The sequence below is a fragment of the Corynebacterium sp. AOP40-9SA-29 genome (assembly GCF_052377405.1).
Classification (GTDB): Bacteria; Actinomycetota; Actinomycetes; order Mycobacteriales; family Mycobacteriaceae; genus Corynebacterium.
Genome location: NZ_JBQSWR010000001.1, coordinates 169,213 through 191,810, shown reverse-complemented (window position 1 = coordinate 191,810; position 22,598 = coordinate 169,213). Strand labels below are relative to the sequence as shown.

The window sequence follows — 22,598 nt, the reverse complement described above, 5'->3', positions numbered from 1 at the left end:
AGCGCACCCGCCGCAGGCCGTTACAGTGGTGGACATGACTGACATCTCCGACCTCGAGATCCCCGGTGCCTGGGTCGCCGAACCCCGCATCTTCGGCGACGACCGCGGAACCTTCCACGAGTGGTTCCGCGCCGACGTCGTCGCCGACAAGCTCGGCCACCCCTTCGACATCCCCCAGGCCAACCTCTCGACGTCGCGGGAGGGCGTGGTGCGCGGCGTGCACTTCGCCGACGTTCCCCCCGGACAGGCCAAGTACGTGACCTGCGTGGCAGGACGCATCGTCGACGTGCTCGTGGACCTGCGCCGCGGATCGCCGACGTTCCTGCAGCACGTGGCCGTGGAACTCTCCGCGGAGAACCGCCGCGGGCTCTACGTCCCGATCGGCGTGGGCCACGCCTTCGGCGTGCCCGCCGGGGCCGGCCAGGCCACCGTGAGCTACCTGGTCTCCGAGGGTTACGACCCGGGCGCCGAGCACGCGGTCAGCCCGCTGGACGACGGGCTCGGTATCGACTGGGCGTCTCTTGGCGTGCAGGAGATCGTCCTGTCCGACAAGGACCGCGATGCCCCGACGGTCGCGGACGTGGAGCGCGGGAACGTCGACGGGGTCGTCCTGCCGTCCTGGAACGAGTGCCGCGGCTGGGAGAAGGAGCTGCGTCTGGCGTGGGAGCAGGCCCAGCAGGACGCGGAGAACTGGGAGGGCGAGTGATGCGCGGCATCATCCTCGCCGGCGGCACCGGGTCACGGCTGCGGCCCATCACCCTGGGGGTCTCCAAGCAGCTCGTCCCGGTGTACGACAAGCCGATGATCTACTACCCGCTGAGCACGCTGATGCTCGCCGGCGTCCGCGAGATCCTGGTGATCACCACCCCGGAGGACAACGATCAGTTCCGCCGCCTGCTCGGCGACGGCTCCCAGTTCGGTGTGGAGATCACCTACGCCGTGCAGGACGCCCCGAACGGGCTGGCCGAGGCGTTCATCCTCGGCGCCGACTTCATCGGCGACGAACCGGTCGCCCTGGTGCTCGGCGACAACATCTTCTACGGTGCGGGCCTGGGATCCCAGCTGCGCCGCTTCCACGACGTGGCCGGCGGGGCGATCTTCGCCTACTGGGTCGCCGACCCGACCGCCTACGGTGTGGTGGACTTCGACGCCGATGGTACGGCGACGTCCCTGGAGGAGAAGCCGACCGACCCGCGGTCGAACTTCGCGGTGCCGGGGCTGTACTTTTACGCCCCGGACGTGGTGGACGTGGCCCGGTCGCTGGAGCCGTCGGCCCGCGGCGAGCTGGAGATCACCGACCTCAACCGGGCGTACCTGGAACGTGGCGACCTTCAGGTCGAGATCCTGCCGCGCGGGACCGCCTGGCTGGACACCGGCACCGTCGACAACCTCATGGCCGCCGGGGATTTCGTGCGCACCATCGAGGAGCGCCAGGGGTTGAAGATCGGATGCCCGGAGGAGGTCGCCTGGCGCATGGGATATCTCAGCGACGATGACCTGGCCGAGCGGGCGGGTGCCCACGGGGCCTCGGCCTACGCCTCGTACCTGTTCACGCTGCTGAAGCGGGGTAAGGAGAACTAAGGAGGACTAAGGAGAACTGACGGGGAGGGGGCTAGTCAGGCCCCAGCCTCGCCGTCCTTCTTCTCCTGGGAGCCGTTGTTGCCCGGCTTCTTGTCGGAGTTCTTCTCGACGTTCTTCTCAGGGCTCTGCTCGGGTTTGTCGGCGTCCTGTGCAGCGTCCTTTGCGGAGGGGTTCTCGGCAGTTTTGCCTGATGAGTCGGCGTCCCAGTGCTCGCCGCGGCGAGCCCGATCCACCGCCTCTTGTTCACGCTTCTCCGCCTCGCGTTGGGCCTTGAAGCGTTCCTTCTTGATGTTCCAGAGGAAGTCGGGATCGTCGTCCGGGCCCTTCGCACCTGCGCCTCCGGAACCCTTGCCGCCCCGGATCTTCTGGATTCCCAGCGGCGGGAACTGGCTCTTCTGCGATCCCCCGGGTGCGTTGTTCCAGGTCTTCGGACCGAATGCCTTCCACAGCACGATGACCGTGACGATCACGAGCACAACGAGTACTACACGTCCCATTGTTGTCGACCTCCTGTCGGCGTAGGGGTGGTCGGTCGCCAGACCGACGCGTCCCTCCATGCTAACCACCTGGGGACACAGAGTCGATCATCGGGTGTGAATCACATTCATCCACGTTCTGAGGCGCCCGCCACGAAGGGTTTGGGGTGCGCTGCACAGGGTCGTAAAGTGGGGCACGTGGAAGACAGGGATATCAGGGACGCTAGGGACACCAGCGACACAGACGACACCGTCCGCACCGACAGCGCCGAGAATACCGGTGCTTCCGGTGCTGCCGACGCTGACCTGAACCCCGGTAAGCTGCCGGCCGGTGCCTGGCGCGACATCGCCCTGTACGGCCTGGCCCGGGTGCTGGTGTTCGTGGTGCTGACGGTGGTCATTCAGTCGGTGGCGATCCTCATGGGGATGGGGCAGTCGTTCCCGCTGCTGATGAGCGCGCTGCTGGCCCTCATCGTGGCCCTGCCGCTGTCGATGTTCTTGTTCCGCAAGCTGCGGCTGCGCGTGAACGATCAGATCGCGGTGCGCGACGCGGGCCGTCGGGCCCACAAGGAGCAGATGCGCGCCCAGCTCGAGGAGCGCCTCGACTAAGCGTCCTGCGCCCATGAATGGCCCGGGGCCCGTCAGTTCAGCAGCATCGCGATGAACATCGCTGCCGACCACACCAGCATCCCGCGGCCGGTCAGCCCCAGTACCGGGATCAGCTCCTTGCCCTGCGCGCCCTTGACCACCGGCAGGGCGGCGACGAACAGCAAGGGCACGGCGATGAGCGCGATGAGGGCGGCGATGCCGACCGCAGATACCGCCACGGTCACGACTACCGACACCGCGACGAGCACCACGTAGAGCACCCGGGTCGCACGGTCGCCGAGGATCACCGCCAGGGTCGTCTTGCCGGCTTCCTTGTCGGTGGGGATGTCGCGCAGGTTATTGACCAGGTTCACCGAGGCCGACAGGCTGCCGACGCCAACGGCCAGCAGCAGCCCGACCCAGCTGACCTGGCCGGACTGGGTGAACTCCGTACCGGTCACCGCGACCAGACCGAAGAAGACGAACACGGCGACCTCGCCGAGTCCCCGGTAGCCATAGGGGTTCTTGCCGCCGGTGTAGAACCAGGCGCCGAGGATGCACAGTGCGCCGATGAGGATCAGCCACCAGGCCGACATCAGCGACAGGACAATGCCAGCCACCCCGGCCACAGCGAAGCAGAGGAAGGCGGCGTACTTCACCCGCTCTGGCGGCACCAGGCCCGATCCGGTCAGTCGCAGTGGGCCGGTGCGGTCGTCGTCGGTGCCGCGGATGCCGTCGGAGTAGTCGTTGGCGTAGTTCACGCCGATGATCAGTGCCATGGCGACCACGCCGGCGAGCACGGCGCGTATCCAGGAGGCCTCGCCGTCGTACACGGCGGCGGCGGTGCCGGCGAGTACGGGGGCGACGGCATTGGCCCAGGTGTGCGGGCGGGCACCGGTCAGCCAGTCGCCTGCGGTGGCGGTGTTGTGGGACAAGTGGATCTCCTGACGGGCGCGTTCGTCACCGGCGTGTTCCGGCGGTGTCTCTCAGCCCCTCAGCCTAGTCCGCATCTCCTCGCGCACGGCCCGACGGTCGACCTTGCCTGGCCCGGTGGCCGGTAGGACGGACGTGCTCAGGACGCGACGGGGGATGAGGTGGCTCGCAGTGCCGGACGTCTTCAGCGCGGCGCGTACCTCCTCGGTGAGTTCGGCCGCCGTGGCGTCCGACTCCACGAGGGCGACGACAGCCTCGCCGAGGTCGTCGTCGGCCAGACCGACCACGCACGAGCGGTACCCGATGGTGTTGAGGACGGCCTCGACCTCCTCGGGCAGGACCTTTAGTCCACCGCTGTTGAGTGCCCCGTCGGCGCGTCCGCGCACGGTGAGCACCCCGTCCTTCACGGTGCCAAGGTCACTGGTGCGGAAGGTGCTGGCGGTGGGGAAGGCGTCCTGCTCCGCCGCACCGTCGACGTTGCGGTAGCCATCGGCGACGGTCGGCCCGGTCAGCAGGATGCGTCCGGTGGTCTCCTCGATCGTGGCGACCGTGCCGGGGATCGCCTCCCCGTCGTAGACCACGCCGCCGGCGGTCTCCGAGGAACCGTAGGTCAGCACGATCGGCACGCCGGCCTGCCGGCAGCGTGCCACGAGATCGGGGGACGTTGCCGCACCGCCGACGAGGATCGCGGCGTACTCGCGCAGCGCAGCAAGCGCGCCGGACGTATCGGGGCCGTCGAGCAACCGGTGCAGCTGCGTCGGCACCAGGGAGGTGTGTAGATCCGCCTCGGGGTGGGCGGCGCGCAGGGCCGTGGTGGCGCGCACGAAGCCGGAGGCGGTGAACGGTCCGTCGGAGTCCATCACGGTGGGGGAGTGCCCGGCATGCAGGCTGCGCAGGATCACCTGGAGTCCGGCGATGTGGTGCGGCGGCAGCGCCAGCAACCAGGGTCCGGGTGCGGTGCCGAAGCGTGCACGCAGGTAGGACGCCGTGGCCTCGGCGGAGGCCACGAGGTTGGCCGCGCGCAGTCGCGCGCCTTTCGGCAGCCCGGTTGAGCCGGAGGTGCAGGCGATCAGCGTTCCCGGGGCCTCGTCGGTTGCGGCCCCCATTGCGTCCTGCAGGTCTTTGGCGGCGCGGGCGTCGGGCGGGACGGGGAGGACGGCGCGGCGTCCGGCGAGCACGTCCTGCAGGACGGGCAGTGCGGCGGCGACGCTGGCGGTGTTCAGGGCGACGGGCAGTGCTTCGAGCTTCACGGCTCCAACGCTACGCCGCCGTGGCGGTGGCTCAGGCGAGCAGGCCGAAGGAGGCGACGTAGGCGCAGGCGGCGGACGCCTCGGCGTCGGTGGGGTGGCGGCCTTCCAGGGCGCGGAAGGTGTAGCGCACCTCGCGCGGGGTGGCCGGGGTGCGTCCCTCATCGATGAGCAGGGCGAGTACGTCGGTCGAATCGGTGCCGACGCCCAGGTCGGACGGGGAGAACACGCGGGTATTCGGGCCGGTGTCCTCGCGGCGCACGGTGCGCGGCAACGTCATCGTGCAGGATCCGGGCAGGACGCCGAGCACGGTGTTGTCGATGAAGGCCTGGTCCCCTGAACTGGGGCGACGGTACCAGTCGAAGAGGCTGACCAGTCGCCGGGTGATCGATGTGGTGGACGGCACGGGATTCACTTCCTTCAAAGCAGGTAACCGCCGTTGTGGCGGGGGAACAGAGGACGACGTTTGTCGATCTACCCAAGATGGTAGATTCAAACAATGGGAGACGTCAAGTATTATCTCTGTTTCTCCTGCGTGAAGGGCATGTTGACCCGTCCGAAAAGTGGTGGCGTTAGCGCCAGAGGCTAGTGCCCGCCACCGGTGGTGGCCGTCCCGAAGACGTCCCATCCGAAGGTCGAGTAGATGCGGCCCTGGGTGACCCACATCAGTCCGACCAGGATCGCCAGGGCGATGAGGGCGAAGATGACCATGGCGGCGGAGCGGCGCCATCCGGTGTTGTGGGTGATGGTGCTGTCGGCGCCGTCGGCGGCGGGCACCCAGAGGCGGATTCCCACACCGAAGAGGATCGGCAGGCCGGCGCCGAGGACGAGTCCGGCGATGGTGACCTGGAGCAGTGACTCAAGGATGGTCATGATCTAGTTCTCCTGGCTGGTCGGGTGTCCGGCGGAGGTGTCGAGCACGGAGGCGGGGTCGCCGCGTCCGATGCTCGGATCTCCGTCAATGTCGCTGGGGGCTGCGGCAGCGTCGGCGGTGCTCGCACCGGAGCCGGCCAGGGCGTGGACGAGAGTGTCGGTGGCGGCGGGTGCCTCGTCGGCAGCGGCGGTAGCGGTGGCGCTGGCGTCCGTAGAGTCCGCGGGGGACAGGCCGTTCTCGTCCCAATCCTCGTTGACGTTGTCGGCATGCACCGGCTGCTTACGGGCCTTGTACACGATCAGACCCACGCCGATAGCCAGGATCAGGAAGGAGAACAGCGAGCCGACGGCCATCGAGGTGGCCTCGGCGACCAGGTTGGACGCCGACCACACCAGCCACGACGCGGCGGCGGCGAGCGGCAGGGTGGTGACCCAGGCGATGGCCATGCGTCCGGCGACGCTCCAGCGGACCTTCGCACCAGGCTTGCCGACACCGGAACCCAGGATCGAGCCGGTGGCCACGTGGGTGGTGGACAGCGCCATACCCATGTGCGCGGAGGTCAGGATGATCGCGGCCGAGGAGGTCTCGGCGGCCATGCCCTGCGGGGAGGTGATCTCCACGAGGCCCTTGCCCAGGGTGCGAATCACGCGCCAGCCGCCGGCGTAGGTGCCCGCGGCGATGGCGATGGCACAGCTCGCGGTGACCCAGAAGGGCATGTCCGCGGCGGCGTCCAGGTTTCCGCTGGCGACGAGGGCGAGGAAGATGACGCCCATCGTCTTCTGTGCGTCCGAGGTGCCGTGGGCCAGGGCGACCAGGGAGGCCGAACCGATCTGGCCGAGGCGGAAGAGGTTGTCGCGCTCGCCTTCGCGGGTGCGCCGGGTGAGCTTGAAGACTCCGGCGGTACCGACGGCGGCGACGAGTCCGGCGATCACCGGGGCGGCCAGCGCCGGCACGATGATCTTCTGCAGGACGCCGTCCCACACGACGCCGGAGACGCCGAGGGCGGCGATTGCCGCGCCGATCAGGCCGCCGAACAGGGCGTGGGAGGAGCTGGAGGGAAGCCCGAAGAGCCAGGTGAACAGGTTCCAGAGGATGCCTCCGATGAGGCCGGCGAAGACAACAAGCAAGAGCTTGTCGGCTTCGGCGACGACGCTGAGGTCGAAGTCCTCCAGGTTCACGATGCCGTTGGCGACCGTCTTTGCGACCTCCACGGAGAGGAATGCTCCGACGAGGTTCAGCAGGCCTGCGAGGGCGACAGCCGTCTTCGGCTTCAGGGCTTTGGTGGCGATGGAGGTGGCCATCGCGTTGGCGGTGTCGTGGAAACCGTTGGTGAAGTCGAACGCCAGGGCGGTCCCGATCACGAGCACGAGGATGAGAAGCTCAGTCACAACTAGAAATATCCCGCTTATCGGCGGAAACGTCTACTCTTCCGACTTCTACGGGGGTGCAAAATGGGGGTATATCGTATTCACTTAAGTGGGCTGGACAGGCGGCAAAACTGCAGGTCGTGGAATTGCGCGTATGTACGGTGAATGACGGTACGGGTAAACAGTGGGTGAATTCAAGGGAAATTCGGAAAGTGTGCTACCGAAGTGACCTGCAGAATGAATCCGGGGCGGGGCTGATCGTTGACCCCGCCCATCATCGCCCCAGTTCTCGCCGCATACTGACTGGTGGCTCCTGAGATTCACAGGCCGCACTCAGCTCGAACGGCCGCCCACAGGCCGCCCAATAGCTCAGTAGTAGTAGGGGAACTCGTCCCACTGCGGCGCCCGCTTCTCCAGGAAGGAGTCGCGGCCCTCCACGGCCTCGTCGGTCATGTAGGCCAGACGGGTGGCCTCCCCGGCGAAGACCTGCTGGCCCATGAGCCCGTCGTCGGGCAGGTTGAAGGCGAACTTCAGCATGCGCTGCGCCGTCGGGGACTTGCCGTTGATCTCGCGGGCCCACTGCACTGCAGTGTCCTCCAGCTCGATGTGGTCGGCGACCTCGTTGACCGCGCCCATCTGCATCATGCGCTCGGCGGAGTAGGCACGTCCCAGGAAGAAGATCTCGCGGGCGTTCTTCTGGCCGACCTGCTTGGCCAGGTAGGCCGAGCCGTAGCCGGCGTCGAAGGATCCCACGTCGGCATCGGTCTGCTTGAACATGCCGTGCTCGCGCGAGGCGATGGTCAGGTCGCACACCACGTGCAGGCTGTGTCCGCCGCCGGCGGCCCAGCCGTTGACCACGGCGATGACGACCTTCGGCATCGTGCGGATCAACCGCTGCACCTCCAGGATGTGCAGGCGTCCGCCTTCGGCCTTGACGCGTGCTTCGTCGACCTTGTCCGCGGTGGCCTCGGTGACGTCACCGTCGTGCTCGGTGGCGTACTGGTAGCCGGAACGGCCGCGGATGCGCTGGTCGCCGCCGGAGCAGAACGCCCAGCCGCCGTCCTTCGGGCTCGGCCCGTTGCCGGTTAGCAGGATCGTGCCCACGTCGGGGGAGCGCCGCGCGTGGTCGAGCGCGCGGTAGAGCTCGTCGACGGTGTGCGGGCGGAAGGCGTTGCGTACCTCGGGACGGTCGAAGGCGATGCGCACGATGCCGTTGGCGCGTCCTTCACCGGCGTGCCGGTGGTAGGTGATGTCGTCGAATTCGAAGCCGGGGACTTCGCGCCACTGGGAAGGGTCAAAAGGATTGTCGCTCATGGGACCATCGTAGGGTGTGGTCATGCTGCCTCACGCCCTTCCGTCACTTTCCGAGCTCACCGACCGCGCCCGCGTGGTCACCTGCCCGCTGCGCGTGCGCTTCCGCGGCGTCACCGAGCGCGAATTGATGCTCATCGAGGTACCGTCCGGTTGGGTCGAGTGGTCGCCGTTCCTGGAGTACGACGCCCCGGAGGCCTCCCGCTGGCTGCGCAGCGCCGTGGAGCTCGGCTGGGGCGAGGTGGCCGAGCCCACTGTGAGGTCTGTCGAGGTCAACGCCACAATTCCGGCGGTGGACGTCTCGGTCGACCCGGAGGCCGTGCCGCGCCTGCTGGAGCGTTACCCCGGGTGCACCACCGTGAAGGTGAAGGTCGCCGAGAAGGGACAGACGCTGGAGGACGACCTGGCGCGGGTGCGCGCCGTGCGCGAGGCGCGTCCCGGCATCGCCGTGCGGGTGGACGCCAACGCCGGCTGGACCGTGGACGAGGCCTTCGAGGCCGCGACCGCGCTGACCGACCCCTCGCGCGGCGGCGGGCCCCTGGACTACGTGGAGCAGCCGTGCGCCACCGTCGCCGAGCTCGCCGAACTGCGCAAGCGCCTCGGCTCACGCGGCATGATGGTGCGGGTCGCCGCCGATGAACTCATCCGCAAGTCCACCGACCCGATGGCCGTGGTGCAGGCCGGGGCCTGCGACGTGGCCGTGCTCAAGGCCGCGCCGCTGGGCGGGGTGTCGCAGGTCCGCGCGATCGCCGAGGAGGTCGGACGCTTCGGCGTGGCCGTCACCGTGTCCTCCGCCCTGGAGTCCGGGGTGGGCATGTACGCCGGCATCCTCGCGGCGGCGACGCTGCCGGGCTACACCGACGACGACGAGATGACCGTCGTGCCGCAGGCCGCGGGCCTGGCGACCGGTTCGCTGTACGCCGAGGACGTCTGCGCGCCGCGTGAGATCGTGAACGGACGCCTCGCCGTGGAACCTCTGACGCCCGATGCCGACCGGCTCGACGCCCTGGCGTCCTCCGCCGAGCGCCGCGACTGGTGGTTCGAGCGGCTCGCAGCGTCCTACCGGCACCTGGGGTGAATTGCTTCGTTTCACTCTACCCGTATTGGGCAGAACCCTATTGCCCCGTAAGGGTGGCTCTGGCTAGACTTGTGACATGAGCGCACCATTTGTGACCACGGATAACCGGGGCCGGGTCTCGTTGGGGCCTGGTCACGGGGACGAAACCTTCATCATCGAAGAAACCGCTGCCGGCAGTGTGATCCTCACCCCGGCCAAGGTGGTGTCAAAGTTGGACGAGTACATCGTGAGCAACCCGAGGATCATGGCTGCTCTGGCCGAAGAGCCGACGCCGGAGAACACCGTGCCTCGGCGTCACAGGGGGAAGCAGGGACGTAGGAGCTGATGGGGGATATCGGGGAGGGGATTGTTCTATCAGGGCAAGCGGCAGAAGAGTTGGACGCGCTGTACGCGGAAGACCCGGTGCTTGCGGAGAGGGTCGATGACGCGCTGGATGAGATTGAGTCTCGAATCGGGCAAGGCACATCCCGGTACCCGGTTTTCGACGGGCCGGACGGCCTCCGGTATTCGAGATTGCTCGTACTTGTCGGGGATCGGGCGGCCGTCATCGTCTGGAACACGAGACATCCGCAACGCGTGGTGGCCATCGACGTAGTGCCGCCCGGAATCATCTAGAGCCCACCCCGCGCCTTCGGCTATAAAGGGCCCAATGAGCGACAGTCACGACACCATCCACGTCCGGGGCGCCCGGGCGAACAACCTCAAGAACATCGACGTCGACCTGCCCAAGCGCAAGCTCACCGTGGTCACCGGCGTCTCCGGGTCAGGTAAGTCCTCGCTGGTGTTCGGTACCGTCGCCGCGGAGTCGCGCCGGCTGATCGACGAGACCTACAGCGCGTTCATCCAGGGCTTCATGCCCAGCCTGCCGCGACCGGACGTGGACGTCCTGGAGAACCTCTCGCCGGCGATCATCATCGACCAGGAACGCATGGGCGCGAACTCACGCTCCACCGTCGGCACCGCCACCGACGCGTCCTCCCTGGTGCGGCTGCTGTTCAGCCGCCTGTCGCAGCCGTACGTCGGCGCGTCCGGCCACTTCTCCTTCAACCTCCCCGAGGGCTGGTGCCCGACCTGTGAGGGCACCGGCGTGGGCGCCACGCTGGACCTGTCGGCCTTCCTCGACGAGTCGAAGTCGCTGAACGAGGGCGCGATCGACGCGCCGGGCTTCGGCGTGGGGGACTGGTACTGGTCGTCCTACGCGAAGAACCCGCGCCTGGACCCGGACGTCCCGGTCGCCGACTTCACCGAGGAGCAGCGCGAGTTCTTCCTGTACGCCCCGGCGCAGAAGATCAAGGTCCCGAAGGAAGACCACAGCGGGTTCTCCACCCTGAGCTACGACGGGCTGGTCACCCGCATCCGCCGCCTGTGGATCGACCGCGACACCCCGCCGAAGCAGAAGCAGATCGTGAACTTCGTGGAACGCATCAGCACCACCGGCCCGTGCCCGGACTGCCACGGCACCCGACTCAAGGAGGCGTCGCGCACGGCCACCGTCGCCGGACGCACCATCGGTGAGTGGAACTCCACGCAGGTCACCGAGCTCCGCGAGCTCGTGCTGGCGCTGGACGCCGAACCGTCGGTGGCACCCGTGCGCACCAACCTGCTCGGCATGCTCGACAACCTGGTGGACGTGGGCCTTGGCTACCTCAGCCTCGACCGCCCGGCGGGCACCCTGTCCGGCGGTGAGGCGCAGCGGGTGAAGATGATTCGCCACCTCGGATCGTCCTTGTCGGATGTCACGTACGTCTTCGACGAGCCGACCATCGGGCTGCACCCGCACGACATCGACCGGATGATCGACCTGCTGCGCCGCATCCGCGACAAGGGCAATACCGTGCTCGTCGTCGAACACAAACCCGAGGTCATCGCCGCCGCCGACTACGTGGTCGACGTCGGGCCGGGCTCCGGCGACGCCGGCGGCGAGATCGTCTTCGCCGGCACCTACGAGGGACTACGCCAGGCGGACACCGTCACCGCGCGCTCCCTGGAGCGCGGCGTGGGCCTGCGCGACCACGTGCGCGAGGCCACCGGCTCGATCGCGTTGCAGCACGTCAACGTCAACAACCTGAAGGACGTCTCGGTCGACGTGCCCCTCGGCGTGCTCACCGTGGTCACCGGCGTGGCGGGGTCGGGCAAGTCCTCGCTGGTGCACGGCGGGCTGACCGGCAGGGACGGGGTCACGGTGGTGGACCAGTCCGGGATTCGCGGCTCGCGCCGCTCCACCCCGGCAACCTACACCGGTCTGCTCGACGACGTGCGCAAGCTCTTCGCTCGGGCCAACAAGGCCGCCGGGGCCACACCGGCGCACTTCAGCCCGAACTCCGAGGGTGCCTGCCCGGTGTGTAACGGCCTCGGCGTGGTGTACACCGACCTGGCGATCATGGCGGGGGTGTCCACCCCGTGTGAGGAGTGCGGTGGACGCCGCTTCCGGCCGGAGGTCCTGGAGTTCACCCTGGCAGGGCGCACCATCAGCGACGTGCTGGACATGACGGTGCGGGCCGCCCGCGAGTTCTTCGCCGAGGAGGTCAAGGCCAGTGCGGGGTCGCGCAGCGTGGTCGCTGTGCTGGAGCGACTGGCCCAGGTGGGGCTGGGGTACCTGCGGCTCGGGCAGCCGTTGAACACACTGTCTGGTGGCGAGCGGCAGCGGTTGAAGCTGGCGGCGAAGATCGGCGAGGGGCTCAAGGGCGGCGGCCCCGGGGACGGAGAACACGTCATTGTGCTGGACGAGCCGACCTCGGGCCTGCACCTCGCGGACACCGGCACGCTGGTCACGATGATGCAGTCGCTGGTCGACGACGGCTACAGTCTCGTCGTCATCGAGCACAACATGGCGGTGATGGCCCAAGCCGACCACATCATCGATGTCGGTCCCGGAGCCGGCCACGAGGGCGGGCAAGTGGTGTTCACCGGCACGCCGGCGGAACTGGTGGACGCAGCGTCGGGTTCAGCGCCCCTCACCGGGCGCCACCTCGCCCGCGCGGTGGGCAGGTAGGTCCGGCTGTGGTTGCGGGGACCTCGACAGGTAGCGTCAGAGGGTGTGACTGACCTGATCGACACCCCTGACCACACCGGCGACCACACCAATGCCGCGCATCTGGCCCCGGCGACCCGCGTCGCGGCGATCGTCGTGGACGCCCTCATCGCCAACGGGGTGCGCGAGGCGGTGGTCTGCCCGGGGTCTCGGTCGGCGCCGTTGGCGTTGGCCTTCGCCGAGGCGGATCGGCGTCACCGGCTGCGACTGCACGTGCGCACGGACGAGCGGTCGGCATCCTTCCTGGCGTTGGGCCTGGCCAAGCGCTCGGGGCGGGCGGTGCCGGTGGTGATGACCTCCGGGTCGGCGGTGGCGAACTGCATGCCGGCGATGGTGGAGGCCACCGCCGCCGGGGTGCCGTTGATCGTGTTGTCGGCGAACCGGCCGTGGGAGATGCTGGGCTCGGGGGCGAATCAGACCATCGACCAGTTCGGCATCTTCGGCAGCCACGCCGTGGAGGCCGTCGGCATCGACGCCGCCGTCCGTGGCTCTGAGGGGGACGCGCAGGACGCCGCAGCCGCTGAGACCACCGTGCGCGACCGGGTGGCCCACGCCGTCCTGCACGCCATGGGCCCGGTCGGGGCCGGCGGCGTGCAGGTCGACGTCCCCTTCGCCGAGCCCCTGGTCCCCGCCACCACGGCGGACGTGACCCTCGCCGCGACGCTCGCCAGCAGCGAGCACTCCGTCCCGGATCGGCTGCGCACCCCGCACGACCCGGCGGCGACGGTGGACCTGTCGCTGCGCACCCTGGTGGTCACCGGCGATGTGCGTGACCGCGTCTGGGCGCAGGAGATCCTCGACGAGCTCGCGGGTGTGCCGACCATTGCCGAGCCCGGCAGCCCCGCCCCGGACACCCCGGTGCACCCGGCCGCTGCGGGCCTGTTCGCCGCCGAGATCGGCGCGGGCGTCGGCGACGGCGACTACCGGGCGCAGATGCGTCCGGAACAGATCGTCCTCGTCGGACGGCCCACGCTGCACCGCGGCACCGCCCGCCTCCTGGCGGACCCGGCGATCCGGGTCGTGCCGGTCTCCGACCGTCCCACCGCCCCGAGCGTAGGACGCTCCGACGTCGACACCGCCGCGCCGTTTCGCGGGGTGCGCGTCACCGGCGAGCACCCGCGCGGCTGGCTGCGCACCTGCGCCGCCGCCGGCGAGGTCGCGGCCACGGCGGTGCGTGAGGAGATCGCCGCCGCCGAGTTCACCGGCTTGCACGTCGCCGCCGCGGTGACGGACAGCCTGTCCGACGGGGACGCCGTGGTGCTCGGGGCGTCCTCCGCCGTGCGCGATGCCTCACTGACCGGCCTGCCGTTCCCCGGCGTGCACGTGGTGACCAACCGTGGTGCTGCCGGTATCGACGGCACGGTGTCCACGGCTGTGGGCGTGGCCCTGGCACACGCCTCGGCCGAGCCAGATCTGATGCGCGCACCGCGCACCGTGGCGCTGATGGGTGACCTGACGTTCCTGCACGACATCAACGGCCTGTCGGTAGGCCCGGGCGAACCGCGCCCGGAGAACCTGGTGATCGTGGTGTCCAACGACGACGGCGGCGCGATCTTCGAGACCCTCGAGGTCGGGGTTCCGGGGCTGCGTGAGTTCGAGGACGGCGTGTCCGCCTTCGACCGGGTGGTGGGTACGCCCACCGGCGCGGACCTGGAGGCGCTGTGCGACGGCTACAACGTGGCGCACCAGCGCGTGACGAACATCAACGAACTGGCCCTGGCGCTGGAGAACCATGCCGAGGGCTCTGGCGGCATGCTCGTCGTTGAGGCCGCGGTGACGCGCGCCCCGCGTGAGCGCATGCACCGTCAGCTCACGGAAAAGACCACTGTCACCCCGGCTGCCCCGGCGACCCCGGCTCAGGGGGCGTGACACCGTGGTTTCCCGCCCGTCGTTCCTGAGTTCCGTGGAGGAGCTGCGCCCCTCGCGGGCGACCGTGCACCGTCGACTGGTCCAGGCGATCCTCGCCCTGGCGGTGCTGGCCACCGCGGTGAGCGGGATGCTGGTCGTCAACGCCGCGATCGGCGACGCGAAGATCGCCCGCGACCGGGGTGTGGCCGTGGCCGACATCCTCGGCGGCGGGAACACTACCGTGGTGCGCTACCGCGACGACGCCGGGGTGTACCACCAGCCCGACCGGGGGCTGAAGTACCCGACCGGACTCTCGCAGGGCGACCGGGTATACGTGGACTACCAGCGCTCCGACCCCGACAACGTGAAGGTCCAGGGGCGCGGGTGGACGCTGTCGATCGTGCCCGCCCTGTCGGTGTGGCTGGTGTCGATGGTCGTGGTCGGGCTGCTGCTCGGCCTGGAACGGCTGTGGTGGCGGCGGGGGCGCGCAGGGCAGGACACAGGACAGGCCGCACGGCAGGATGCCGTGATCGACTAGGCTTGGTCAGCGTGTCACGAGCCAGCCTGGAGAAGAACCCGTCCGACGTTGCCCGCATGTTCGACGCCGTCGGAAAGAACTACGACCTGACCAATACGGTGCTTTCCTTCGGGCAGGACCGTCTGTGGCGCAAGCGCACGCGCCGTCGTCTCGACCTGGCGCCGGGGGATAAGGTGCTGGACCTGGCGGCGGGCACGGCGGTGTCCACCGTGGAACTCTCCGAGTCCGGCGCATGGTGCGTGGCCTGCGACTTCTCGCAGGGCATGCTGGCCGCCGGGGCGGACCGCGATGTGCCGAAGGTCTGCGGCGACGGCATGAACCTGCCGTTCCCCGACAACACCTTCGACGCGGTCACCATCAGCTTCGGGCTGCGCAATATCGTCGACCCGGCCGCCGGACTGCGCGAGATGGCACGGGTGACGAAGCCCGGTGGGCGTCTCACGGTGTGCGAGTTCTCCACCCCGGTGGTCCCGGTGTTCCGCACCGTGTACATGGAGTACCTGATGCGTGCGCTGCCGGCGGTGGCCCGTGCGGTGTCCTCCAACGCCGAGGCCTATGTGTACCTGGCGGAGTCCATCCGCGCCTGGCCGGACCAGGAGGCCCTGGCCGCGCTGGTCAACGATTCCGGCTGGCAGGGCTGCGGCTGGCAGAACCTCACTTTCGGCATCACCGCGATGCACAGCGCCACCAAGCCGAACTGAGATCGGCCGGCGGTTACGCCCCGAACAGGGGGCGTGATTCCGCGTGCCAGAAGCGGTCGTGGGCGCTGCTGAGGCGTCCTGCACCGAGCCAAGCCCGGGCGGTGAGGTCGCGGTCTTCGGGGGTCACCAGGTTTCCCATCAGTCGTGCGGCCGAGCCCATGAGCCGGTCGGCGACCGGCCCGCGCATCCCCAGCGGCCCCACCGCGGAGAGCAGGCCGGGCATGGTCAGCAGCGTCGCGGCACGTCGGGCCAGGGAGAAGGCGTCGCCGTAGCGGGCGCGCAGGTGCTCGGGCCACATATAGCGCAACCCGTCGGACGTCCCGTCGGCCGCCGCGAGCATGTCGATGAGGTCCACGCCTGACTCCAGGGCGTAGTCGATGCCCTCACCGTTGAGCGGGTTGACCAGCGCGGCGGTGTCGCCGATGGCGGCCCAGTTCACCCCGGAAACCCGGGTGACCGCCCCGCCCATCGGCAGCAGCGCGCTGGCCACGTGCGTCGGCGCGCCGAGGTCCCACTCCTGCTCGCACTGCGCGGCGTAGGACGCCAGCAGCTTGCGCACATTCACCTTCGCCGGACGCCGCGAGGTCGACAGTGCTCCGCACCCCAGGTTCACCGCCGGGCCGTGCTCACCGTCGGCACCGAGCGGGAAGATCCAGCCGTAGCCGGGCTGCGCCACGCCCTCGGCGTCGCGCAGTTCCAGGTGCGAGTGGATCCACGGTTCATCGCTGTAGGGGGAGGGGCAGTAGGACCGAGCTGCCACGCCGTGGACGAGCCCGCGTAGCCACTGCAGACCCAGCGTCCTGGCCAGGCCGCTACGCACGCCTTCGGCGAGCACGAGGTAGCGGCAGCGCACGGCGGAGCCGTCGGCGAGACGCACGGCGCGCACCCGGCGGGCGCCGCCCACCAGGTCGGTCTCCACGTCCACCGCCTTCGCCGTGAGGCGACGGGCGCCGGACGCCACGGCGAGGTCGACCAGGACGTTGTCCAGGTCGGTGCGGGCCACGGCGGTGCCGCGGGCAGGGAACTGCGGGTGGTCGGGCCAGGGGGCGGTGACCGATCCGCCGAAGCCATGCAGTTTCAGGCCGCGGATCTCGGGGCGTCCTGCGCTCGGTGCGACGAGGTCGCCGGCGCCGAACGCCTCCAGGGCGTGGACGGCGCGCGGGGTGAGTCCGTCGCCGCAGGTCTTGTCGCGCGGGAAGTCCTGCATGTCGAGCAGCAGGACGTCGCGGCCGGCGACGGCGGCGCGGTGCGCGGCGGCGGATCCCGCCGGCCCCGCGCCGACGACGAGAACTTCGCACTGTATGTCATTCATCGTCGACTATTCTGGCACGGTGTCGCCGTGGGAGGTCATTGGCGCAAGTGTCGGCGCAAGTGTCCGTCTGGGTCCGTGCCGAGGTGCTGGTCTACAGTAGCGTGGAGCAAGATTACCCAGAGAAGACGTTTGACGGACAGAGGCTACGTAATTCATGGCAAGCACTAACTCGGATGTGCGGGTGGGGCTCGACCTCGGTGACGAGTACCTGAACACCGCTGTCCCGGACGGCCTGGCGCGTGTGGAGGCCAGGCTCCGCGAGGTCCTGTCGTCCGGGGAAAGCTTCCTCACCGACAAGATCAGCCACCTCGCGGTGTCCGGGGGAAAGCGCTTCCGTCCGATGTTCGCCCTGCTGGCGGGGCAGTACGGGCAGGACCGGGAACTCACCGACACGGTGACCGACGCCGCCGTGGTCGTCGAACTCACCCACCTCGCCACCCTCTACCACGACGATGTGATGGACGAGGCCGAGCGCCGACGCGGTGCTCCGAGCGCCAACGCCCGCTGGTCGAACTCCGTGGCCATCCTCGCCGGCGACTACATCTTCGCCGTCGCCTCCGGCCTGATGGCGGACCTCGGCACCGAGACCGTCCGGCACTTCGCCGACACCTTCGGAGAGCTCGTCACCGGTCAGATGCGCGAGACCATCGGGCCGGCCGGTGAAGAGGATGAGATCGAGCACTATATGCAGGTCATCCAGGAGAAGACCGGTGTGCTCATCGCCTCGGCCGGCTTCCTGGGCGCGCTGCACTCCGGGGCCTCTGACGAGCACCGCGACGCACTGTTCCGTTTCGGACGCCACCTGGGCCAGGTCTTCCAGATCGTGGACGACATCATCGACATCTGGTCCGACCCCGAGGAATCCGGCAAGACCCCCGGGACGGACCTGCGCGAGGGCGTATTCACCCTGCCGGTGCTCTACGCCATGCGCGAGCAGACCGATGGTGGGGCGCGGTTGCGCGAACTGCTCACCGGGCCCGTGACCGACGATGCGTTGGTCGACGAGGCTCTGACCCTGATCCGGGCGTCCAACGGGCGTGAGCGCGCCCTGGAGGACGTGCGGCGCTACCGCGGACTGGGGGAGGACGAGCTGGCGCAGCTGCCGGCGATTCCCGCGACGGGCGCGCTGCGCAACCTCATGGACTACTCGCTGGAGCGGTTGGGTTAGCGTTCGGGATAGCGCCTTGGATAGCGTTCTGACCTGCTGATTTGCCTGAACTGTATGGGGTCGTAGTAGGGTATCCATCGCACCGTGAGGTGCACGCCAGGTTGCCCGAGCGGCCAAAGGGAGCGGACTGTAAATCCGCCGGCATTGCCTTCAAAGGTTCGAATCCTTTACCTGGCACAAGATGGTACATCGAGTACCGCGAACCGCCCGAGGAGTGGAAACACTCCCCGGGCGGTTTTTTCGTGCGTGGGGGTTGGGGTGTGGCGTAGGTGCTTGGGGTGGCGCCGGTGGGGCGGGGTTGAGGCAGCATCCCCGGAAGGGTGCTCGAGCCAACCTCCGGGATTGCTCGGTCACCCGAGCGGTCGGTTGCCAGAGTGCCCGGTGTGGAAAGGCCCCGTCGGACGCGGTGAGGAGGGGAGGAGCGGCACCGTGCGGGGCGAGGATGCGGTTGCCGCGTTCCTGGAGTGTCATTTATCGATGGTGACCTGCAGATTTGTGCAAGTAGGGTCGCTCTGGTTATTCTACTTCAGGCTTCAAGCGATGGAGCGGGAACAACAAAGGTTGTAAACCGGTCCTGATGCCAGAAGTACGCCCCCTTAGCTCAGTCGGTAGAGCGTTTCCATGGTAAGGAAAAGGTCGACAGTTCGATTCTGTCAGGGGGCTCAAGTCATCTCTAGGCGATATCCGGCTTGCCGGTCACAGCCGGATGAATGGCCCTGGCGGTGTAGCTCAGATGGTTAGAGCGCACGACTCATAATCGTGAGGTCCCGGGTTCGATCCCCGGCATCGCTACAACTAGAAACACCACTGAACACCCCGCGGCACCGAGAAATCGGGCCGCGGGGTGTTTCGCTGCGCGTGGTCGCCCCGCCGCGACGCGACGCCCCTTCCCTCCGAGCGTCTCCCCGCCGGGGCATGCACCCATGGCCGCGTGCCGGATTCGCCTCGGCGCTGGCACGGGAACACCGTAGTTGGCACGCGGCGCGGGGTTGCGTCCGATGCGTGCGCGCAGGAGCATGGGATGCGGCATGGACGCGCCGGACGCATCCCGGCGGTACTGCGGCCGGCATCCTGCGCGCGTCCCGCCCGCAACCTGCCCGCATCCTGCGCGGCACTCCGGCAGTGCCACGCCCACGTGCCGGATTCGCCTCGGCGCTGGCACGAAAGCGCCGTATTTGGCACGCGGTGCGGGGTTACGTCCGGCGCGAGCGCGGAGGAGCCTGGGATGCGGCACGGACGCGCCGGACGCATCCCGGCGGTACTGCGGCCGGCATCCCGCGCGCATCCCGCCTGCGCCCTGCCCGCATCCTGCGCGGTACTCCGGCGGCGCCACGGCCGCGTGCCGGATTCGCCTCGGCGCTGGCACGAAAGCACCGTATTTGGCACGCGGCGCGGGGTTACGTCCGGCGCGAGCGCGGAGGAGCCCGGGCAGTACGACGGATGCGCCCCGGACGTGCCACGGTCGCGGCCCTTACGCGCGCTCCGGACGCGTCCACGGCAGCACCATGCCAGCACCCCGCACACACCACGCCGGCACCCCAGCACCCACCCGGCCCAGTTGTTGCCGGGCGCGGGCTACTGATACACTGCTGCGGTGCCGTTGTTGCGGTACCGTCCGTGAGACGTCGACGTCTGCCCGAGTGGTAGGCTGAGATTCATCGCGAAGGGGCGTGGCTCAATTGGCAGAGCAGCGGTCTCCAAAACCGCAGGTTGCAGGTTCAAGTCCTGTCGCCCCTGCACATGCCCCGGGATGCCGGGCCGGTGGTTCGCCACCGACCCGGGGTCACCGGGGTCTTCCATATTCCGAGGAGCTGTAGATCACGTGAGCGACGAGAAGAACGATGAGGTCGGTTCCGCCGGCGGTCCGTTGCGCCCGTCAGGTAAGCGTCAGGTCAGCGGAGACGGCGCCGGCCAGGACAACGCCAATGGCGGTACTGCCAAGGTTGCGGATGTCGACGGGGCCAAGTCCGGCGGTAGCCGGGTTCTGGCGTTCCCGCGTTCCGTGGGTTCGGAGGTCAAGAAGGTCATCTGGCCGACCGGTCGCGAGATGGTCACCTACTCCATCGTCACGATCGTCTTCCTCATCGTGATCACCGCGATCTGCACGGTCGTCGACCTGCTCACCGGTGAGGGTCTGGAGTTCATGTTCGGCCTCTGACCGTGCTAGAATCTTGGTTGTAACCACCGCCTCCGCCTTCCGGCGAGGCGGATTTTTCATGCGGGGGACGGCAACGTGCCCGTCCGCCAGGCGTCAGTACCATCCGGGAGATGATCAACCCATGAGTGACGAGAACATCCACGACAGCAGCACCGCCGAGGGCCTCGCAGCCGCCGCGCACAGCGATGTGCAGCAGGCCGTCAGCGAGCTCGGCGATAGCGCGCCCGCCGGCGCGCAGATCGACGGGGAGGACGGCTCGGCCGCCGCAGCGTCCTCCGCCGATGCGTCCGCCGAGCAGGCACCCGAGGACGCGGCGATGGCCGCGTACCGCACGCGCCTGCGCGAGTTCATGCGCGCTCTCAAGAAGCTCGCCGGTGACTGGTACATCATCCAGTGCTACTCGGGCTACGAGAACAAGGTGAAGACGAACCTGGAGATGCGCGCGCAGACCCTGGGCGTCGACGAGCAGATCCACGAGGTCGTCGTCCCGATCGAGGAGATCACCGAGCTCAAGGACGGCAAGCGCAAGCGCGTCAAGCGCAAGCTGCTCCCGGGCTACGTCCTGGTGCGCATCGAGCTGGACGACGCGTCCTGGTCCGTCATCCGCGACACCCCGGGCGTGACGTCCTTCGTCGGTAACGAGGGCAAGCCCACCCCGGTGAAGATCCGTGAGGTCGCGAAGTTCCTCCTGCCGCCGGAGACCGCCACCGCGCCGGCGAACGAGGAGGAGACCGACTCCGCCAGCAACGTCGATGTCAGCGACACCGGTGTCGCGATGGCCCCGACGCCGCTCGGCGAGCAGGTCGAGGTCGACTTCGAGGTCGGGGAGTCCGTCACCGTGCTGTCCGGTCCCTTCGCCTCGGTGTCCGCGACGATCTCCGAGATCGACGCCGCCAACAGCAAGCTCAAGGCCCTGGTCTCGATCTTCGGTCGCGAGACCCCGGTTGACCTGGCGTTTGACCAGGTCGAGAAGCTCAACTAGAGTTTGACCGTTGCTCTTCGTGAGCACAACAACATTCCACCCGGTGGCCGGTAGACAGTCCGGCATCCGGACAGGTGCGTCCGGCCCCCGCCATAGGGCCGGCGGCGTCGCTCCCCACGGGGGACGCGGCACACCTGGTACCACGTGAAGAGGTGAACCATGGCTAAGAAGAAGAAAAAGGTCTCCGGCCTGATCAAGCTGCAGATCCAGGCTGGCGCTGCCAACCCGGCTCCGCCCGTCGGCCCGGCGCTCGGTGCGCACGGCGTCAACATCATGGAGTTCTGCAAGGCCTACAACGCCGCGACCGAGTCGCAGCGCGGCAGCGTCATCCCGGTCGAGATCACGGTCTACGAGGACCGCTCCTTCGACTTCAAGCTGAAGACCCCGCCGGCAGCGAAGCTGCTGCTGAAGGCCGCCGGTATCCAGAAGGGCTCCGGTGTCCCGCACACGGAGAAGGTCGGCCAGGTCAGCTGGGCTCAGTGCCGCGAGATCGCGCAGACCAAGTTCGAGGACATGAACTCCAACGACCTGGAGAACGGTGCACGCGTTATCGCCGGCACCGCCCGGTCGATGGGTATCGACGTCATCGATCAGCCGGCCAAGTAGTCACCTACCTTCCGGCTCCACCCGTGGCAGGGCCACTTGCGGCCCGTCGACCACAATCCAACAACCACTGATTGGACCAGTACCATGAGCAAGAACTCCAAGGCGTACCGCGCCGCCGCAGAGAAGATCGACGCCGATCGTCTCTACTCCCCGATCGAGGCCCTGAAGCTGGCCAAGGAGACCTCCTCCAAGACGCACGACGCTACCGTCGACGTCGCCTTCCGCCTGGGTGTCGACCCGCGCAAGGCCGACCAGCTCGTCCGCGGCACCGTCTCCCTGCCCAACGGCACGGGTAAGAACGTCCGCGTCATCGTCTTCGCCGAGGGCCCCAACGCCACCGCCGCCGAAGAGGCCGGTGCCGAGGCCGTCGGAACCGCCGAGCTCATCGAGCGCATCCAGGGTGGTTGGACCGACTTCGACGCCGCGATCGCTACCCCGGACCAGATGGCCAAGGTCGGCCGCGTTGCTCGCGTCCTGGGCCCGCGTGGTCTGATGCCGAACCCGAAGACCGGCACCGTGACCACCGATGTGGCCAAGGCTGTTGCCGAGATCAAGGGCGGTAAGATCTCCTTCCGCGTCGACAAGGCCGCGAACCTGCACGCCATGATCGGCAAGGCCTCCTTCGACGAGAAGGCTCTCGCCGAGAACTACGGCGCGCTGGTCGAGGAGCTCCTCCGCGTGAAGCCGTCCGCCGCCAAGGGCCGCTACATCAAGAAGGCTTCCCTGGCGACCACGAACAGCCCGGGCATCCAGGTTGATCCGACCGTCGTGAAGAACTTCACCGGCGAAGAGGTCTAGT

The 22,598-nt window shown here is 68.6% G+C and carries 23 protein-coding genes and 4 tRNA genes; 19 read left to right on the top strand and 8 right to left on the bottom strand.

Annotated elements, in window-relative coordinates:
• Positions 1-34 precede the first annotated feature (34 nt).
• A complete protein-coding gene (locus ACT3SZ_RS00955) occupies positions 35-706 on the top strand; it encodes a dTDP-4-dehydrorhamnose 3,5-epimerase family protein (protein WP_444615964.1) in 672 nt (223 codons plus the stop codon).
• Positions 706-1,581: a glucose-1-phosphate thymidylyltransferase RfbA gene (rfbA, locus tag ACT3SZ_RS00950; RefSeq protein ID WP_301442308.1), complete on the top strand. Its 876-nt coding sequence runs from the start codon at positions 706-708 to the stop codon at positions 1,579-1,581. Before ACT3SZ_RS00955 ends, rfbA begins: the two co-directional genes overlap by 1 nt.
• Before the next feature lie 35 nt (positions 1,582-1,616).
• On the opposite strand, the gene ACT3SZ_RS00945 is transcribed toward rfbA, so the two are convergent.
• Positions 1,617-2,138, bottom strand: coding sequence for a hypothetical protein (locus ACT3SZ_RS00945; RefSeq protein WP_444615963.1), 522 nt, complete (start codon positions 2,136-2,138; stop codon positions 1,617-1,619).
• A gap of 117 nt (positions 2,139-2,255) precedes the next feature.
• Between ACT3SZ_RS00945 and ACT3SZ_RS00940 the strand changes: the two genes are divergently transcribed.
• A complete protein-coding gene (locus tag ACT3SZ_RS00940; RefSeq protein ID WP_444615961.1) occupies positions 2,256-2,666 on the top strand; it encodes a DUF4229 domain-containing protein in 411 nt (136 codons plus the stop codon).
• A gap of 32 nt (positions 2,667-2,698) precedes the next feature.
• On the opposite strand, the gene ACT3SZ_RS00935 is transcribed toward ACT3SZ_RS00940, so the two are convergent.
• From ACT3SZ_RS00935 to ACT3SZ_RS00910, 6 genes are all read right to left on the bottom strand, one after another.
• Positions 2,699-3,580, bottom strand: a complete 882-nt coding sequence (locus tag ACT3SZ_RS00935; RefSeq protein ID WP_444615960.1) for a 1,4-dihydroxy-2-naphthoate polyprenyltransferase — start codon at positions 3,578-3,580, stop codon at positions 2,699-2,701.
• Between the two features lie 51 nt (positions 3,581-3,631).
• Positions 3,632-4,828: an AMP-binding protein gene (locus ACT3SZ_RS00930; RefSeq protein ID WP_444615959.1), complete on the bottom strand. Its 1,197-nt coding sequence runs from the start codon at positions 4,826-4,828 to the stop codon at positions 3,632-3,634.
• Between the two features lie 31 nt (positions 4,829-4,859).
• Positions 4,860-5,231 (bottom strand): hypothetical protein, encoded by a 372-nt coding sequence (locus tag ACT3SZ_RS00925; protein ID WP_444615958.1) that lies wholly within the window; start codon positions 5,229-5,231, stop codon positions 4,860-4,862.
• Positions 5,232-5,410: 179 nt separating this feature from the next.
• Complete coding sequence (locus ACT3SZ_RS00920; protein WP_444615957.1) at positions 5,411-5,698, bottom strand: hypothetical protein; 288 nt, start codon at positions 5,696-5,698, stop codon at positions 5,411-5,413.
• 3 nt (positions 5,699-5,701) lie between these two features.
• Positions 5,702-7,087, bottom strand: a complete 1,386-nt coding sequence (locus ACT3SZ_RS00915; protein ID WP_444615956.1) for an anion permease — start codon at positions 7,085-7,087, stop codon at positions 5,702-5,704.
• A gap of 348 nt (positions 7,088-7,435) precedes the next feature.
• Positions 7,436-8,380, bottom strand: a complete 945-nt coding sequence (locus ACT3SZ_RS00910; protein WP_444615954.1) for a 1,4-dihydroxy-2-naphthoyl-CoA synthase — start codon at positions 8,378-8,380, stop codon at positions 7,436-7,438.
• A 22-nt stretch (positions 8,381-8,402) separates the two neighbouring features.
• Between ACT3SZ_RS00910 and ACT3SZ_RS00905 the strand changes: the two genes are divergently transcribed.
• From ACT3SZ_RS00905 to ACT3SZ_RS00875, 7 genes are all read left to right on the top strand, one after another.
• Positions 8,403-9,455 (top strand): o-succinylbenzoate synthase, encoded by a 1,053-nt coding sequence (locus ACT3SZ_RS00905; RefSeq protein ID WP_444615953.1) that lies wholly within the window; start codon positions 8,403-8,405, stop codon positions 9,453-9,455.
• Between the two features lie 76 nt (positions 9,456-9,531).
• On the top strand, positions 9,532-9,780 hold the full coding sequence (locus ACT3SZ_RS00900; RefSeq protein ID WP_444615952.1) for a hypothetical protein: 249 nt from the start codon (positions 9,532-9,534) through the stop codon (positions 9,778-9,780).
• Entirely contained in the window at positions 9,780-10,070 is a 291-nt protein-coding gene (locus tag ACT3SZ_RS00895; RefSeq protein ID WP_444615951.1) for a hypothetical protein, read from the top strand. The genes ACT3SZ_RS00900 and ACT3SZ_RS00895 overlap by 1 nt, the downstream gene beginning before the upstream one ends.
• Before the next feature lie 34 nt (positions 10,071-10,104).
• A complete protein-coding gene (locus ACT3SZ_RS00890) occupies positions 10,105-12,447 on the top strand; it encodes an excinuclease ABC subunit UvrA (RefSeq protein ID WP_444615950.1) in 2,343 nt (780 codons plus the stop codon).
• A gap of 45 nt (positions 12,448-12,492) precedes the next feature.
• Positions 12,493-14,355, top strand: coding sequence for a 2-succinyl-5-enolpyruvyl-6-hydroxy-3-cyclohexene-1-carboxylic-acid synthase (gene menD / locus ACT3SZ_RS00885; protein WP_444615949.1), 1,863 nt, complete (start codon positions 12,493-12,495; stop codon positions 14,353-14,355).
• Between the two features lie 4 nt (positions 14,356-14,359).
• Positions 14,360-14,872, top strand: a complete 513-nt coding sequence (locus ACT3SZ_RS00880; RefSeq protein WP_444615948.1) for a DUF3592 domain-containing protein — start codon at positions 14,360-14,362, stop codon at positions 14,870-14,872.
• Between the two features lie 11 nt (positions 14,873-14,883).
• Complete coding sequence (locus tag ACT3SZ_RS00875; RefSeq protein WP_444615947.1) at positions 14,884-15,573, top strand: demethylmenaquinone methyltransferase; 690 nt, start codon at positions 14,884-14,886, stop codon at positions 15,571-15,573.
• A gap of 13 nt (positions 15,574-15,586) precedes the next feature.
• On the opposite strand, the gene ACT3SZ_RS00870 is transcribed toward ACT3SZ_RS00875, so the two are convergent.
• Positions 15,587-16,885: a geranylgeranyl reductase family protein gene (locus ACT3SZ_RS00870; protein WP_444615946.1), complete on the bottom strand. Its 1,299-nt coding sequence runs from the start codon at positions 16,883-16,885 to the stop codon at positions 15,587-15,589.
• A gap of 154 nt (positions 16,886-17,039) precedes the next feature.
• On the opposite strand from ACT3SZ_RS00870, the gene ACT3SZ_RS00865 reads away from it, so the two are divergent.
• From ACT3SZ_RS00865 to rplA, 9 genes are all read left to right on the top strand, one after another.
• Entirely contained in the window at positions 17,040-18,053 is a 1,014-nt protein-coding gene (locus ACT3SZ_RS00865) for a polyprenyl synthetase family protein (RefSeq protein ID WP_444615945.1), read from the top strand.
• Between the two features lie 95 nt (positions 18,054-18,148).
• Positions 18,149-18,230, top strand: a tRNA-Tyr gene (locus tag ACT3SZ_RS00860).
• 413 nt (positions 18,231-18,643) lie between these two features.
• A tRNA-Thr gene (locus tag ACT3SZ_RS00855) sits at positions 18,644-18,716 on the top strand.
• 55 nt (positions 18,717-18,771) lie between these two features.
• Positions 18,772-18,845 (top strand) — tRNA-Met (locus tag ACT3SZ_RS00850).
• A gap of 872 nt (positions 18,846-19,717) precedes the next feature.
• A tRNA-Trp gene (locus ACT3SZ_RS00845) sits at positions 19,718-19,790 on the top strand.
• 85 nt (positions 19,791-19,875) lie between these two features.
• On the top strand, positions 19,876-20,211 hold the full coding sequence (secE, locus tag ACT3SZ_RS00840) for a preprotein translocase subunit SecE (protein ID WP_444615943.1): 336 nt from the start codon (positions 19,876-19,878) through the stop codon (positions 20,209-20,211).
• 121 nt (positions 20,212-20,332) lie between these two features.
• A complete protein-coding gene (nusG, locus tag ACT3SZ_RS00835) occupies positions 20,333-21,193 on the top strand; it encodes a transcription termination/antitermination protein NusG (protein ID WP_444615942.1) in 861 nt (286 codons plus the stop codon).
• A 159-nt stretch (positions 21,194-21,352) separates the two neighbouring features.
• Complete coding sequence (rplK, locus tag ACT3SZ_RS00830) at positions 21,353-21,799, top strand: 50S ribosomal protein L11 (protein ID WP_444615941.1); 447 nt, start codon at positions 21,353-21,355, stop codon at positions 21,797-21,799.
• 84 nt (positions 21,800-21,883) lie between these two features.
• Complete coding sequence (gene rplA / locus ACT3SZ_RS00825) at positions 21,884-22,597, top strand: 50S ribosomal protein L1 (RefSeq protein ID WP_444615939.1); 714 nt, start codon at positions 21,884-21,886, stop codon at positions 22,595-22,597.
• Position 22,598: the final 1 nt, after the last annotated feature.